Here is a 14,940-nt window from a genome sequence, read left to right on the forward strand (position 1 = left end):
AGGCGGACCGGGCTGCCTCGTCTTCGACAGCGGCGCGTTGGTCATCGGTGCATTCGGCTGCGGTGCACCGGGCTGGGGTGCATTGCCCTGTGGCTGGGGCGGTGCGGGACGCGGAGGAACGGGCCGGCGACCATCCGGTCCCGGGGCTCCGCGGCGAGCGGGTGCGGCTCCGGCGGGGGCGGTGCGCGGCCGGGCCGCGGCCATGACCGAGGTCGGGGCCTCCGCGACCAGGGTGCCCGCACTCATCTTGCGTGCCGCGCTGGAGTCGCGCTGCTCGTCGGGCTCGTCCTCGAGCACGGCCTCGCCGAGACCGATCTTGCTCTGCACGGTCTGCATCCAGCGAGGTGCCCACCAGCAGTCGTCGCCGAGCAGCTTCATCACCGACGGCACGAGCAGCATGCGGATCACGGTGGCGTCGAGGATGAGCGCCGCGATCATGCCGTAGGCGATGTACTTCATCATCACGATGTCGGACAGGCTGAATGCGCCCGTCACCACGACCAGGATGGCCGCTGCCGCGGTGATGATGCCGCCGGTGTGGGCGATGCCGCTCCGGATGGACTCGGTGGTGCTGGCTCCCCGTTGTCTGGCCTCGACCATTCTGGAGAGCAGGAACACCTCGTAATCGGTGGAGAGACCGAAGATGATCGCGATGATGAGGACCAGGATCGCCGCGAACAGCGGACCCGGGGTGAAGTTCGCGAGTCCCGCGCCGTGGCCGTCGACGAAGATCCAGGTGAGGATGCCCAGCGTCGCGCCGAGACCGAGAGCGGTCATCAACGCCGCCTTGATCGGCAGGACCAGCGATCCGAACTGCAGGAACATCAACAGGCCGGTGATGAGGACCAGCATGATCGCCATCAGCGGCAACCGGTCCATCAGCGCGTCGATCGAATCCTGGGTGAGCGCCGGGGTACCCGTCACGTACATGGTGAGGCCCTGCGTGTCGATCGCCCGGAGCTGGTCGATCGCCTTCGCCGCCTGGGTGCGGTCGACCAGGCCGGCCGAGACCTGGTAGACGCCCACGTTCGGGTACCGCTCGGCGTCGTAGGAACCGAAGCCGGCCTTGTCGGGGTCACTGAACTTATTGGTGAAACCCGGGACCTCGTCGGCCTGACGGGCGATGGCCTCGAGCTTGTTCTGGTCTTCCTGGTTCGTCTCGTCGTAGACGATGACGAGCTTGACCGCTTCGGTGCGCTCGCTGGGGAAGTACTCGTCGAACTTCTCCTGGGCGACGCGTGCGGAGTTGTCCGGCGGCAGGAACTTCTCGCTGATGCCGCCGAACTGGATGCTGCCGAACGGGACCGTCAGGGCGAGGAGGAGGAGCACGGTCGGGATGGCCGTCTTCAGCGGGTTCTTCATCACCCACGTGGCCAGGCGTCCCCAGAAGCCGTTCTCGACTTCCTGGCTGGTCTTCATCCGGCCGGAGAACCGGTTCTCCAGCGCGACGGCGCGTTCCTCGGTCGAGAAGCGTCGGACCAGCGGGATCGCCGTGTACTTGAGGATCGAACTGATCGACAGCATGTTGACCCGCGGTCCGAGGATGCCCAGGATCGCCGGCAACACGGTGATCGACAGGATCGCGGCGAGGGAGACCGATGCGATGGCGCCGTAGGCCACCGACTTGAGGAATCCCTGCGGCATGATCAGCAGGCAGGCCAGGGCGGCGACGATGATCGTCGCCGAGAAGACCACCGTCTGACCTGCGGTCATCACGGTTCTTCGGACCGCCGCCTTCGTGGAGTAGCCCTCGCCGAGTTCCTCTCGGAACCGCGACACGATGAACAGGCCGTAGTCGATGGCGATGCCCAGACCGATGAGCGTGACCACCGACTGCGCGAAGATGTTGAGTTCGGTGGTCAGGGCGAGCATCTTCATGATGCCCAGCGAGCCCGCGATCGTCAGGCCGCCGATGAGGACCGGCAGACACGCCGCGATGACGCCGCCGAAGACGAAGAACAGCATGAGTGCGACGACCGGCAGCGCGATCACCTCGGCGCGCTTGATGTCCTTGTCCATGCCGTCGGCCATCGACCCGGCGACGGGTTGCAGACCGGCGAGTTCGAAGGTGGCGCCGGGGATGTCGAAGCGTTCGGCGATGTCGTCGAAGAACGGTTCGATGGTGTTGTAGTTCTCCAGTACCGACGTGTCGTCGTCGCCCGCGACGCCGATGCTGATGAAGGCCTGGCGTTTGTCGGGGGTGAAGAGTCGCTCCTGGACCGCGCTCTGGGCGGGCTGGACGAGGAACGGGTCGTAGAGGCCGGGGTCGCTGCGCCCGACGATGTCGGGGTGGGTCGCGATGAGGTCTTCGACGAAGGTCTCCACCTTCTTGCCGAAGGCCGGGTCGTCGACCGTCGTGCCCTCCGGCGGGGTGACCAGGAGGATGACATCAGACGTGTGATCGCGTCCCAGGGCCTTGTCGGCGTAACGGGCACCGAGATCGGATTCCGACGTGGGGTCGAACCAACCGCTCTGACTCAGATGCTTGCTGAGGTCGAGACCGTATAGTCCGAGTCCCGCCATCAGAGCGATCATCACCGCGATGACGAGGAAGCGCATTCGATACACGAATGTGCCGATTACTCGGAACACGCTGATGTCCTTTCTTGTGCGACGTGTCGGGCGCCGGCCACGATCGGGGGTGTCGGGCCGTCGGTGCGCTCGGACGGGACGCCGTCCCGGGGGTGAACGGTGCCGGTCGCGATTCTGTCAGTTCTCCGTGAGATCTTGACAGTGTTGCCTGAGTGATCCCTGAGGTATCGGAATCGGTGACGCCCTCAGTGAGCACCTCGGCGTCCTGCGACGAGGCACCGCGTGCCGGTCAGCGCAGTAGCGCGCTGAGCGGCCGGAACGGTGTGAGCCAGGCGCCTTCGTCCGGGAGCGAGTCCAGCCCGATGCGGGGCAGGGGCTCCCGGAACACGCCTGGGATGTCCTCGAGGTCGATGAACTCCAGTTCCTCGGTGGTGAGGGCCCAACTGGCGTGTTCGCGGAACCCGATGACGGTGACGGGCACCCCGTCGGCGGCCACTTCGAGGAGCGGCTCGCGGAATGCCTGGCCGTCGGCGGACGCCACGATCACGCCGGCTAGTCCAACAGTGTGCCTGCGAAGTTCGATGTGGTCGAGCATGTCGGAGTCCACATCGCTGTCCTCGGACAGCTTCGGCTTGGCGAAAACCGCAAAACCGACGTTCCGCAGGGCATCCACCCAGGGACGCACAACATCGGCGCTACCTGGGGCGATGTTGGTGAAGACGGTCGCCTCGGGTTCGACGACGCCGCCGTTCTCCGTGAGAGCTGACACATCTGCCGTGCGCTGCAGCAGCCAACGGCCCAACGCGTCGAATCGAGGCCGGTGTGCGGCGGTCGGACGGCCGCCGAGCAGGGCGCCGAGACCCATGTCCATGTTGGGCGCGTCCCACACCAGCAGCATCCGGCGTGTGCCGGTCTGACCCGAGATGGTGTCCGCGAAGCCGGTGGTCGTTCCGGCCGGGGTGGTCTGGTCGGTCATGCCGGGCTCCCGTCAGGGGTGTCGCCGGACGCGGAAGCCGGCGGGATGGGCCGCGTGTACACGAACTCGCTGACGAACCGGCCTTCTCGTTCCGCCCGTCCCTCGAACTTCGTCGTCGGCCGTTCCAGCAGGATCGGCGACTCGCGGGTGAGCTGTACGACGTGGGGGCGGTCGGCGTCCTGGGTGGCGAGCTTCTCGGCGATCCACTCGGCGTAGTTCGCGTGGTCGGTGGCGATGTGGAGCACGCCGCCGGGGACGAGACGGTCGGCGATCAGCTCCAGTGTGCCCGTCTGGACGAACCGGCGCTTGTGGTGACGCGACTTGGGCCAGGGGTCCGGGAAGAACAGTCGGACGCCGGTGAGGCTCGACGACGGGATCAGTTCCCGCAGGACGATCGACGCGTCACCGCGGATCAGGCGCACGTTTGTCAGCCCGTTCCGGTCGATGAGACCGAGCAGCTGGGCCAGGCCCGGCTTGTAGACCTCGACCGCCACCACGTCGACGTCGGGTTCGGCCTCGGCCATCGCCGCGGTCGAGATGCCGGTGCCGCTGCCGATCTCGAGGACCTTCGGGTTGTCCCGGCCGAACATGGCGTTCAGGTCGAGCTGGGGCTCGGGAATGCGTTCCGGACCGATCTCGAGGTCGCGGCCGAGGACGGGCCAGAGGGTCTCCCAGTTGCGTTGCTGTCCGGTCGTCAAGGTCCCCCGGCGGAATCGGAAGCTCGTCACGCGGGGGTACAGCCGTGACCTGTCAGCGCTGTTGTTCACCCGTCCATCGTTGCGCATCGTGGCGTTTCCGCGAAGTCGCGGGTGATCGTGTCCGTCAAGTGGTCGGGGATTCTCCGGGACTCCGACGCGCTCTCGGCGGGGATGTGGAGGTCCGAGAGCCATCGGGGCGAATCCGGATTAGTCTCGGGCCAGCCGCGGAGCACGCGGGGTGTCGGGCGGAGAAGGGTTGTCGAGACGTGGGGGCGAACGTGCGTACACCGACGAACCCGCCGCCCGGGTGGCGGCCGTCCCACGATTCCCTCTCGGCGGCCGCGGAGCAGGGCGGACTCGCCGATCTCGTCGAACCGTCGTCTCCGCTGGTCCCGGTCCTCGCTGCGGCCGGACAGCGTTTTCTGCGTCCGCTACACGTGCAGGTGGTCGGCCGACCGGGAGCCGGTCGCGACACGATGGCGCGCGCTCTGCGCGAGCGGCTCGCATTGACCGTGACCGGCCCTGGCGAGGATCCACGCGCTGCCGCCGACGCCGACCTCTGGCTTCACGTGCTGGCCGGGCCCCCGCGTCGCGCCGACCATGAACTGCTGAGCTCGCTGCCTGCCGACCGGATCATCGTCGTCCTCGGCAAGGCCGACACCCACCCGGACTGGGAGGCCGCGACCGATGTCGCCCGGCGGTCTTCGACGCACCTGGGCCTTCCGGTGCACGTCGTCTCACAGCTGCTCGCCTGTGCCGATCTCGACGCCGCGGAGTTCGACGCTCTCACCCGGCTGGCCGCTGAACGAACCGAGATGCCGTCGATGGCCGGCCGGTTCCTCGTCGGTGCGCCGGGGTCGGCGGAACGTCTCCTGCGGCAAGGCCTGCTGCGCCGGATCGACGCCCATGGCATCAGTACTGCGCTGCGGTTGATCGCGGAAGAATCCGCGGAGGCGGCCGACGCGGACGCGCTCAACCGCGCTCTGCACGCCCGAAGCGGGGTTCCGCAGCTCGGTGCGGCGTTCGGTGACCGCGTGGGCCGGGTCCGCTTCTGGCGCGAGGTCGAGGTCCGCGCCGAGCTGGAACGTGCGGCTGCCAGAGGCTGCGACCGGGTGAACGCCGAACGTCTGCTCGCGGCCGGAGGTGTCGGATGAGTGCGCGGGTACTCGACGCGGCGCGAGAACTGACCGGGTTCGACGCCGCGACCGTCGGAACCGGCTCCGGAGTCCTGGTCGTCGGCACCGAGGGTGTCGGCGTGCACACCCTCGTCGACGCCCTTCGGGGATTGGCCCCTGATCTCGACACCCACATCCGGGACATCGAGGCCGGAGCCCGGCCCGGAGTCGCGCTGGTCGTCGTCGATCCCGCGTCGTCGGTGGGTGATGAGGAACTCCAGCTTGTCGCGCGGGTGCGTGCGACGGTCGGGACCGTCGCACTGGTGTGCACCAAGATCGACGCGTTCTGGGAATGGCCTCGGATCGTTCGCGACCATCGCAAGACCCTCGACCCGTTCGGGACGATGCCGTTGTTCGGGGTGGCGGCGGCCGCTGCGCTCGGCGGCGCCGTCGAGGACTCCGGGGTCGACGCGCTGGTCGACTGGATACGCGAAGCGCTCGAGGCCCCCGACGCGGTGCGCGTCGAGCGTGCCCGTCTCGCTGCAGGCGTCGGGGTCGTCGAACACCTGCTGGACGACACCGACAGCGGAACCGACGCATCCGGATCGCAGGACGAGTTGATGAATGCCCGACGTCGGCTGCTGTCTTCGCGAGATCGTGGCCGCGCGGATCGGCTCGCAGCCGTGCGCGCCGGCCTGACCCGAGCCAGGGCGCAGTCCTCAGCCGAACTCCAGGCACGTGTGCGTGGACTAGCGGCGCTGGCAGCGGGGGACGCGCCGGACAACGTTCCCGAGCATCAATCGTGGCTCGGCAGCCGCTGGGACGACCTCGCCGACGGCATCCGTCGGGATGCCGACGAGCGCATCGAGGAGGTCGCGGCCACTGCCCTGGTCGGACTCGACCCCGAACCTTCCCCACCGGAGCCGTGGGCGGAAACCCCGCTTCCCGCCGACGGCCCGGGCGATGGCCGTCGGCGCGGTGGTGCCGAGGATGCGCTGCTCGTCGTCATCGGCGCCTCGACCGGCCTGGGCATCGGGCGCCTGATCGTCGCACCGATGGCGTCGGTGCAGACGCTGCAGTGGATCAGCATGCCGCTGACCCTGCTGCTGGGGATCGGCGTCGCGGTCTGGGTGATCCGGGTCAGGCGGGGTGCGTTGGAACGCGCCGAGCGCACGGCCCGCAGCACCGAGCGGCTCAGCGTTGCGCGCTCCGCACTCGACCATCAGCTCGGCTTGCGGTTCGCCGCGGCCGAGACCCGGATCGCGGGGCAGATCGCCCGGGCCCACGAACGCCGCGCACGACGGACGAGCGAACAGATCGCGCAGATCGACGACGAGATCCGGCGGCTGCGCGGGGGCGTGACGAACCGGGACGTGCGTCTTCGCCGGGACCGCGCGGAAGCCGTGCACCGCGAGCTCCTGGCCCGCTCCGGGCAGTTGTGGGCAGATCGCGACGACGAGAACCACCCGAGCACGGACGAACAGGCCGGCTCCGGCGAGGACGGGACAAGGTGAACGAGATGGATTCGATCTTCGACGGTGACCACGCGGGAGGCGATCCGTTCGACGCCGGCCGGCCCGACGCAGCGGCCCTGTCGGGTGGGCCGTTCGAGACCGCGGCTCTCCCCGGCGCCGGCCCCGGATACGACCCGCACGTCGATTCGGTCGCCGCGGTCCATGCGGAATCGGCCGCCGACGACCTGGACGATCACCTGTGGATGCACGAGGACGGCCGCATCTGGGATCTCGGCCCGGCGGAGGTCGACACCGACGACGACGGGGTGAACGACTCGCTCACCCGGAACGGGCCGGACGGGTTCACCGTGTACACCGACAGCGACCGGGACGGGCAGGTCGACAAGATCACCGAGATCGGGGCCGACGGCGGCTTCAGCTCGGCCGTGCTCGACCCGGAGACCGGCGGATGGATCCCCGGCGGCTCGGGGCGTATCGGCTGAGCAGGCCGAGGATCGGCCGACGGCCGTCTTCCAGGGACTTTGGTCCCATATCCCCTCGGTGTGGGATAAGACGCAGTCGCCGACCCCCACACCTAGCGTCCGCTCGGTGCACGTATCCTGGACACCTAGACGACTGACCGGTGACCATTCCAGCAGGTCACACGCTCGCCAGGAGGCCCCAACGATGACCGCAGCCACCATCCCCGGACTGGACCCGAGCAGCGCGCCGACCAACCACCAGGGTCTGTTGGCCTGGGTTGCCGAGGTCGCGGAATTGACGCAGCCCGATCGGGTCGTGTGGTCCGACGGCAGCGACGAGGAGTGGGAACGCCTCACCGACGATCTGGTGAAGGCCGGCACCCTCGTGAAGCTCAACGAGGAGAAGAAGCCGAACTCCTTCCTCGCCAGCTCCGATCCCGCCGATGTCGCCCGCGTCGAGTCGCGGACCTACATCTGCTCGGAGAAGGAAGAAGACGCCGGCCCGACCAACAACTGGGTCGAGCCAGCCGAGATGCGCGCCACGATGACCGATCTGTATCGGGGCTCCATGCGCGGCCGCACGATGTTCGTCATCCCGTTCTGCATGGGCCCCCTCGACTCCGACGACCCGAAGCTGGGCGTGGAGATCACCGACTCCGAGTACGTCGTCCTGTCCATGAAGATCATGACCCGCGTCGGCCCGCGCGTGCTCGAGATCCTCGGCGACGACGGCTTCTTCGTGAAGGCACTGCACTCGGTGGGTGCGCCGCTGGAGCCGGGCCAGGCCGACGTGCCGTGGCCGTGCAACACCGAGAAGTACATCACCCACTTCCCCGAGACCCGCGAGATCTGGTCCTTCGGTTCGGGTTACGGCGGCAACGCCCTGCTCGGCAAGAAGTGCTACGCCCTGCGCATCGCATCGGTCATCGCCCGCGACGAGGGCTGGATGGCCGAGCACATGCTCATCCTCAAGCTCACCAGCCCGGCGAACAAGGTCTACTACGTCGCCGCGGCGTTCCCGAGTGCCTGTGGCAAGACGAATCTCGCGATGCTGCAGCCCACCATCCCGGGCTGGAAGGCCGAGACCGTCGGCGACGACATCGCCTGGATGCGCTTCGGCGAGGACGGCCGCCTCTACGCGATCAACCCGGAGTTCGGTTTCTTCGGTGTCGCACCCGGCACCAGCTACGACTCGAACCCGAACGCGATGAAGACCATCGAGGCCGGAAACACCCTGTACACCAACGTCGCTCGCACCGACGACGGTGACATCTGGTGGGAGGGCATCGACGGCGAGGCCCCCGCCCACCTGACCGACTGGCTCGGCAACGACTGGACTCCCGAGTCCGGAAGCAATGCGGCGCACCCGAACTCGCGTTACTGCACCCCGATCTCGCAGTGCCCGTCGCTGGCCGACGAGTGGGACGACCCGAAGGGCGTGCCGATCTCGGCGATCCTGTTCGGTGGCCGTCGCAAGACCACCGTCCCGCTGGTGACCGAGGCCCGGGACTGGCAGACCGGTGTCTTCATGGGCGCCACCGTCGGCTCGGAGCAGACCGCCGCAGCCGAGGGCAAGGTCGGCACCGTGCGTCGCGACCCGATGGCGATGCTGCCGTTCATGGGCTACCACGTCGGTGACTACCTGCAGCACTGGGTGAACATCGGCAAGAACGCCGACGAGTCCAAGCTGCCGAAGGTGTTCTACGTCAACTGGTTCCGTCGTGGCGACGACAAGCGCTTCCTGTGGCCCGGATTCGGCGAGAACAGCCGCGTGCTGAAGTGGATCATCGGCCGCATCGAGGGTGAGGCCGAGGGCATCGAGACGCCGATCGGCATCGTCGCCAAGCCGGAGGACATCGACGTGTCCGGTCTCGACGTGCCCGCCGAGGACGTCGCCGAGGCGCTGGCGTTCAAGGCCGACGAGTGGCGCGAGGAGATCCCGTCGATCGAGGAGCTCTTCGAGTTCATCGGCCCGAAGCTGCCGACCTCGCTGCGCGACGAGCTCGAAGGTCTCAAGCAGCGTCTGGCCTGATCGGCGATCGGTCCGGTAGTTCGGCCTGAGACTGATGTGACGGTTGAGGTATCGTGCCCCTCATGAAGCTACGTTTGTGGGGGGCCACGATCGCCGGTGCATGTGTACTCGGGTTGTCCTCTCCGCTCGCAGTTCAACCAGCCACGGCCGCACCGGCTTCCGGCGCCGGCGTCAGCGCGTACTACACCGACACGACGACGCTCGGCGACTTCGTCCCGACGTTCAACCGGATCACCGGCCTGGACCGGACCGGTAACGGTCAGTACGCCTTGATCGCCGAGGACGTGCTCCCCGCACGGTTCTTCACCGCTCGGATCGGATACTCCTCGGAGACCGCATCATTCGTGGGTCGGCCGGCACTCAACGGCGGCGGTACCGTTCTCGGACCGTGGTTTGTGCCGCTGCTGCCGGGCGGCGCGCAGTTCGAGGGCATCCGCAAGACCAACGGCGGCTACACCGTCGTCAGCGGCGGCAACAACCAGTTCGTCCGGCAGATCGGCCCGCTGGGCCAGTTCACCCGCGACCTCCCGCTGCCGGCCGCGTGGCGTCCCTCGTCCAAGTCGGGCGTCGCTGGGCAGCGCGGGCTCACCGGCGTCGCGGTCGGTCCGCAGGGCCAGGTCTCGGTGCTGACCGCGGGCGGCCTCAAGCAGGACGGCCGCACCTCGGCGCGTCTGCTCACCTTCGGCAAGCCCAACCGCGAGTTCGTCTACCGCACCGACGCCAACAAGGTCGCGGCCGACGTGCTGGCGATCAATTCCACCGACTTCTTGGTCCTCGAGCGTGGTGCGGGCAAGCTGACCAACATCTTCTGGACCACCACCCGCGGCGCGACGTCGGTGGCCGGTACGAAGAAGCTCTCCGGCAAGGAGAAGGTGATGCCGAAGCGTCGCATCTTCTCCACGACCGGAACGCCGCGCCTCGTCACCGGCGACATGTCGGGCCTCGCCTGGGGCAACTGGCATCCCGACACCCCGTTCGCCAAGGCACGCAGCCGGACCCTGCTCGTCGTCTCCCAGAACGCCGGGGCGCCCACCCGCGTCCACTCGTTCGAGGTTCAGCTGCCGAAGTAGACCCCTCCGCGGGCTCGGGGCCACTCGGGGAGCGGATGGGAGGGTGTGACAATTCCCGCCTCAGGGTGGTGTCAGGGGGTTACCTGATAGCCATTCGGCGTCGGATTTGGCACCGTTGAGGGCATGACGACGACTGATGCGGCCGCCCGCGATGCCGGAGCGCCGAAACACGGAGTGGCTGCGGGTGCGGAGAACCTGTCCAAGCGGTACGGCACGGGCGACACCGCCGTCGAGGCACTGAAGAGCGTTTCGATCCAGTTCCGCGAGGGCGAGTTCACCGCCATCATGGGTCCGTCGGGGTCGGGCAAGTCGACGCTGATGCACTGCCTCGCCGGCCTGGACGTCGCGAGCGAGGGTCGTGTCCACATCGGTGACACCGATCTCACCGCGTTGTCCGACAAGGCGATGACGATGCTCCGCCGCGACCGCATCGGGTTCGTCTTCCAGGCGTTCAACCTGGTGCCGACGCTCACCGCGAAGGAGAACATCACCCTCCCGGTCGACATCGCCGGCCGCACCGTCGACACCGAGTGGTTCGACGCCGTCACCGAGCGACTCGGCATCACCGATCGCCTCGGGCACCTGCCCAGCGAACTCTCCGGCGGTCAGCAGCAGCGCGTGGCGTGTGCCCGCGCGCTGATTGGCAAGCCCGCCATCATCTTCGGCGACGAACCCACCGGGAACCTCGACTCGCGGTCCTCCGGTGAGGTCCTCTCGATCCTGCGTGCCGCCACCGACGAGTTCGGCCAGACCGTCGTCATCGTGACCCACGATCCGCGTGCGGCGTCGTACGCCGACCGTGTGGTGTTCCTCGCCGACGGCCAGATCGTGCAGGAGCTCGCCCGCCCGAGCGCCGACGACGTCTTCGAGGTGATGAAGAACCTCGACGGGGTCCATCACACCGACGCCCCCTCCGAGTCGGCTGCGGCCGAGACCTCCAAAGCGCTCTGAGCCGTGGCGTCATCATCGGTGATGCGCCGGGTTTCGCTGCGAAACCTGCGGGCGCACAAGCTACGTCTGTTCCTGACGCTCTTCTCGATCGTCCTCGGCACCTCCTTCGTCGTCGGTTCGATCGTGTTCACCAGCACCATCTCGAAGGCCTTCACCGACATCTTCGACAGTGCCGCGCAGGGCGTTGCCGTCGAGGTGACGCCCGCTGACCGGCAGTCACCTGGCGTTCCGCTGTCGGTCGTCGACCAGTTGCGTTCGCAGCGCGCCGAACTCGGCATCGACAAGCTCGTCGTCAACAACAACGGGTTGATCACCGTTGCCGACGCGGACGGCAAGGCCATCCAGACCGGGGGCGCCCCGAGCGTCGGCACCACCTACATCCCGGAGAACGAGGCGCTCGATCCCGACGAGTCCCGGATCCAGCCGGGTGGTCGCGGTCCGGCCAACGCGGGTGAGATCGCGTTGAACACCTCGGCCGCCGACGAGGCCGGCCTCAAGGTCGGATCGAAGACCAAGGTCGTCGTGGGCCAGGGCAACTCCGAACCACTCGAGGTCACCGTCGTCGGCTTGATCGACCTGCCCTCCTCAACCGGTGGCTACGTCAACGCACAGTTCGACGCGGCGACCGCGTCACGCCTGTTCACCGACGGTCAGCACGTCGGGCTCGTCGACATGTCGGCCGTCGCCGGGGTGTCCCCGGAGCAGCTGCAGGAGCGGGTCCGTACCTTCCTCGGCGCCGACGCCGATCTGTACAAGGTTCGGACCGGCGATCAGGTGCGCGAGGACCAGAAGGAACAGGTCAACGAGTTCCTGCAGATCTTCCAGTACATCCTGCTGGCCTTTGCCGCGATCGGTCTGGTCGTCGGCACGTTCATCATCTACAACACCTTCTCGATGATCGTCGCGCAGCGTAACCGCGAGTTCGCGCTGCTGCGGGCGGTCGGGGCGAGCCAGCGCCAGGTGTCGCGATCGGTCCTGTTCGAGGCGTTCGTCGTCGGCGTGCTCGGCGGTGCGCTGGGTCTGGGTATCGGCATCGGCCTCGCTGCCGTGCTCAAGGCCGTCATCAGTGCGACGTCGGGTCTTCCCGAGGGCGAGTTGACGGTCGGGGTGGGCGCGGTGCTCGCGGGCATCCTGGTCGGCGTCGTCGTCACGATGATCAGCGCCTGGGTGCCCGCCGCCCGTGCGGCACGGGTGCCGCCGGTCGAGGCGATGCGGGCGTCGGCAGCAGAGGGCTCGGCGTCGTTGCGCAACCGCACCATCATCGGCGCGGTCCTCGGCGTGGCCTCGATCGTGGCGATCGTGGTCGGCGCGATGGGCGAGGGCACCGGACCGGCACTGACGGTCGGTGCGGGCGCGGGCGGCGCGGTGTTGGCCGCGGTGCTGGTCGGACCGGCTGTCTCACGTCCGTTCGTGGGGGTGCTCGGCCGCGCGATCGGTGCGCCGTTCGGCACGATCGGACGACTCGCACGCACGAATGCTGTTCGTAATCCCCGACGTTCGGCCGCCACGGCCTTCGCCCTGACGCTGGGACTCATGCTGGTGGCGATCATCGGCACGCTCGGCCAGTCGTTCAAGGGCACGGTCGACGATGCCGTCGACTCCGGCATCACCGCCGACTACATCCTGGCGGGCACCAACCAGGGACCGTTGCCGCCCACGGTGGGTCCTTCGGTGGAGAAGGTGCCGGGCGTCGGCGAGGTGGTCTCGTTCGGCGTCGTGCAGGCGAAGGTCGACGACCAGCCGGTGCAGGGGTTCTCTGCGCTCGGTGGACCGCTGAACGACGTCACGGTCATGGACATGGAGGACGGCGCGTCGTCGACGCTGCCGGCCGACGGGATGCTGATCAGCCACCGCACCGCCATGACGAAGGGGTGGGAGCGCGGTCAGGTCCTGAACTTCACCTCACCCACCGGTGAGCAGGTCCAGGTCCCGATCGCCGGCATCTACGCCGACAACGAGGCCCTCCAGCCGTGGGTCGTCGGCCCGGCGGTCTACGACCGACTGGTCCCGCCCCCGGCGCGTTTCGACGTCACGGTCTTCGTGAAGGCCGAGGCCGGCGCCGACCTGGAGACCCTGCGGTCCGGGCTCGAGGACGCGACTGCCGGGTTCCTGACCGTCCAGGTCAAGGACCGCGACCAGTTCAAGGGCCAGATCTCCGCGCAGATCGACCAGATGCTGGGCACGCTCTACGCGATGCTCGGTCTGGCGCTGCTGATCGCGGTGCTCGGCATCATCAACACCCTGGCGTTGTCGGTGGTGGAACGTAAGCGTGAGATCGGCATGCTGCGTGCGATCGGCATGGTCCGAGGCCAGGTGCGTCGTTCGATCTACCTGGAATCGGTGCTGATCTCGATCTTCGGTGCCGTGGTCGGCGTGATCCTCGGAACGCTGATCGGTGTGGCCCTCGTGCGCACGCTCGCGGCGTGGGGGCTGGGTGCGCCGGTGATCCCGTGGTCGCTGATCGCGATCACGCTGGTCGCCTCGGCGGTGGTCGGTGTGCTGGCCGCGTTGTGGCCGGCGGTCCGTGCCGCCCGGACCGGGCCCCTCGAGGCGATCGCCGACCTCTGATGTCCCGCTCCTGATCTGTGTTCGCGCGGCCCGGGTTCTGCCCGGGCCGCGTGCTCACAGACCGATATCAGGAACCGGATGACAGAATCGTCCGCATGACGCGACCACCCCAGGGCGATCCGAACGACCCGCGGAACGATCCGCCGGAGACCCGACAGTTCGATCCCGACTTCGACCCCTCGGCGCCGCCGTCGCAGGCCTACACCCAGCCGCACGCCGGTGAGCCGTACACCGAGCCGCACCCCGGGCCCCGATACGGCGAACCCCAGTACGGCGAACCCCAGTACGGCGAACCCCAGTACGGCGAGCCCCAGTACGGTCAGCCCCAGTACGCCGACCCCCAGTACACCGGTGGCTCGCCGTATGGGGCATCGCCGTACGACGCACCCCAGGGTGGCGAGCCTCCGCGCGGCGGATCGTCGAAGGGACGCACCATCGGTCTCGCGCTGGTGGCACTGGCCGCTCTGGTGATCCTCGGCCTGGTCGTCGCGCTGGTCTCGAGGTCCGGCGGCGACGACGGCTCGTCCGCGGCAGCGGCCTCGTCCTCGACGACGACCACCAGCAAGGAGACGACGACCAGTTCGTCCCCGACCACCACGACCACGACCGAGGAGACGACGTCGACTCCGACCAAGAAGCCGGGTCCGGCGACGGTGATCTACCAGCTCACCGGCAACGGTGACGTCGTCGCGCTCAGCTTCAGCAGGGGCGGCGGTCCGCCGACCGTCATCGCGGCCACCGGTTCGCCCTGGTCGCAGCGGGTGAACGTGAAGGGCAACAAGGCGACCCTGTCGGCCATCGTCGTGCGCGGCCCGGTCACCTGCAGCATCCTCGTCGACGGGGAGCAGCTCGCGACCGCGACGAGCAACGGCGGCACGCTGAACTGCACCGCGGATCTGTCTGCGGAGTAGGACCTCGATACGCGGCGTCCTCGCTCCGCTCGGGCGGCGCTACTCGGCCGGCAAGGACATATCTGCTGGTTGAGTAGGCGAGGGGCTGCGCGCCGTGGGTCTGCTGGTTGAGTAGGCGAGGAACTGCGCGCCGTGGGTCTGCTGGTTGAGT

At 68.4% G+C, this 14,940-nt stretch carries 11 protein-coding genes; 8 read left to right on the plus strand and 3 right to left on the minus strand.

What is annotated here, in order from left to right; genetic code table 11:
- From GONAM_RS21155 to trmB, 3 genes are all read right to left on the minus strand, one after another.
- Positions 1–2,592, minus strand: a 2,592-nt coding sequence (locus GONAM_RS21155) for an MMPL family transporter (protein ID WP_006868797.1), incomplete at its 3' end; no start/stop codon positions are given.
- Positions 2,593–2,821: 229 nt separating this feature from the next.
- Positions 2,822–3,508, minus strand: a complete 687-nt coding sequence (locus GONAM_RS21160; protein WP_006868798.1) for an NYN domain-containing protein — start codon at positions 3,506–3,508, stop codon at positions 2,822–2,824.
- On the minus strand, positions 3,505–4,293 hold the full coding sequence (gene trmB, locus GONAM_RS21165; protein WP_006868799.1) for a tRNA (guanosine(46)-N7)-methyltransferase TrmB: 789 nt from the start codon (positions 4,291–4,293) through the stop codon (positions 3,505–3,507). Before trmB ends, GONAM_RS21160 begins: the two co-directional genes overlap by 4 nt.
- Positions 4,294–4,484: 191 nt before the next feature.
- On the opposite strand from trmB, the gene GONAM_RS21170 reads away from it, so the two are divergent.
- The 8 genes from GONAM_RS21170 to GONAM_RS21205 all read left to right on the plus strand — a co-directional run bounded on the left by GONAM_RS21170 (position 4,485) and on the right by GONAM_RS21205 (position 14,789).
- A complete protein-coding gene (locus tag GONAM_RS21170; protein WP_167330280.1) occupies positions 4,485–5,360 on the plus strand; it encodes a P-loop NTPase family protein in 876 nt (291 codons plus the stop codon).
- Entirely contained in the window at positions 5,357–6,835 is a 1,479-nt protein-coding gene (locus tag GONAM_RS21175) for a hypothetical protein (RefSeq protein WP_006868801.1), read from the plus strand. Before GONAM_RS21170 ends, GONAM_RS21175 begins: the two co-directional genes overlap by 4 nt.
- Positions 6,832–7,278 (plus strand): DUF6802 family protein, encoded by a 447-nt coding sequence (locus GONAM_RS21180; RefSeq protein WP_006868802.1) that lies wholly within the window; start codon positions 6,832–6,834, stop codon positions 7,276–7,278. Before GONAM_RS21175 ends, GONAM_RS21180 begins: the two co-directional genes overlap by 4 nt.
- 184 nt (positions 7,279–7,462) lie before the next feature.
- Positions 7,463–9,289: a phosphoenolpyruvate carboxykinase (GTP) gene (locus GONAM_RS21185; protein WP_006868803.1), complete on the plus strand. Its 1,827-nt coding sequence runs from the start codon at positions 7,463–7,465 to the stop codon at positions 9,287–9,289.
- A 62-nt stretch (positions 9,290–9,351) separates the two neighbouring features.
- Entirely contained in the window at positions 9,352–10,359 is a 1,008-nt protein-coding gene (locus GONAM_RS21190) for an esterase-like activity of phytase family protein (RefSeq protein ID WP_040537150.1), read from the plus strand.
- 123 nt (positions 10,360–10,482) lie between these two features.
- Positions 10,483–11,310 carry an ABC transporter ATP-binding protein gene (locus tag GONAM_RS21195; RefSeq protein ID WP_006868805.1) on the plus strand — a complete coding sequence of 276 codons (828 nt, stop codon included), beginning with the start codon at positions 10,483–10,485 and terminating at the stop codon, positions 11,308–11,310.
- Positions 11,311–11,331: 21 nt separating this feature from the next.
- Positions 11,332–13,878 (plus strand): ABC transporter permease, encoded by a 2,547-nt coding sequence (locus GONAM_RS21200; protein ID WP_006868806.1) that lies wholly within the window; start codon positions 11,332–11,334, stop codon positions 13,876–13,878.
- Between the two features lie 95 nt (positions 13,879–13,973).
- Positions 13,974–14,789 carry a hypothetical protein gene (locus GONAM_RS21205; RefSeq protein WP_006868807.1) on the plus strand — a complete coding sequence of 272 codons (816 nt, stop codon included), beginning with the start codon at positions 13,974–13,976 and terminating at the stop codon, positions 14,787–14,789.
- Positions 14,790–14,940 lie beyond the last annotated feature (151 nt).

It is taken from the genome of Gordonia namibiensis NBRC 108229 (assembly GCF_000298235.1).
GTDB lineage: Bacteria > Actinomycetota > Actinomycetes > Mycobacteriales > Mycobacteriaceae > Gordonia > Gordonia namibiensis.

What these genes read in the sequence shown, in the direction of transcription:
- GONAM_RS21160 (WP_006868798.1), bottom strand. Translation starts at nt 3,508, where the DNA reads ATGACCGACCAGACCACCCCGGCCGGAACGACCACCGGCTTCGCGGAC.
- trmB (WP_006868799.1), bottom strand. Translation starts at nt 4,293, where the DNA reads ATGCGCAACGATGGACGGGTGAACAACAGCGCTGACAGGTCACGGCTG.
- GONAM_RS21190 (WP_040537150.1), top strand. Translation starts at nt 9,352, where the DNA reads ATGAAGCTACGTTTGTGGGGGGCCACGATCGCCGGTGCATGTGTACTC.
- GONAM_RS21175 (WP_006868801.1), top strand. Translation starts at nt 5,357, where the DNA reads ATGAGTGCGCGGGTACTCGACGCGGCGCGAGAACTGACCGGGTTCGAC.
- GONAM_RS21205 (WP_006868807.1), top strand. Translation starts at nt 13,974, where the DNA reads ATGACGCGACCACCCCAGGGCGATCCGAACGACCCGCGGAACGATCCG.
- GONAM_RS21200 (WP_006868806.1), top strand. Translation starts at nt 11,332, where the DNA reads ATGCGCCGGGTTTCGCTGCGAAACCTGCGGGCGCACAAGCTACGTCTG.
- GONAM_RS21195 (WP_006868805.1), top strand. Translation starts at nt 10,483, where the DNA reads ATGACGACGACTGATGCGGCCGCCCGCGATGCCGGAGCGCCGAAACAC.
- GONAM_RS21185 (WP_006868803.1), top strand. Translation starts at nt 7,463, where the DNA reads ATGACCGCAGCCACCATCCCCGGACTGGACCCGAGCAGCGCGCCGACC.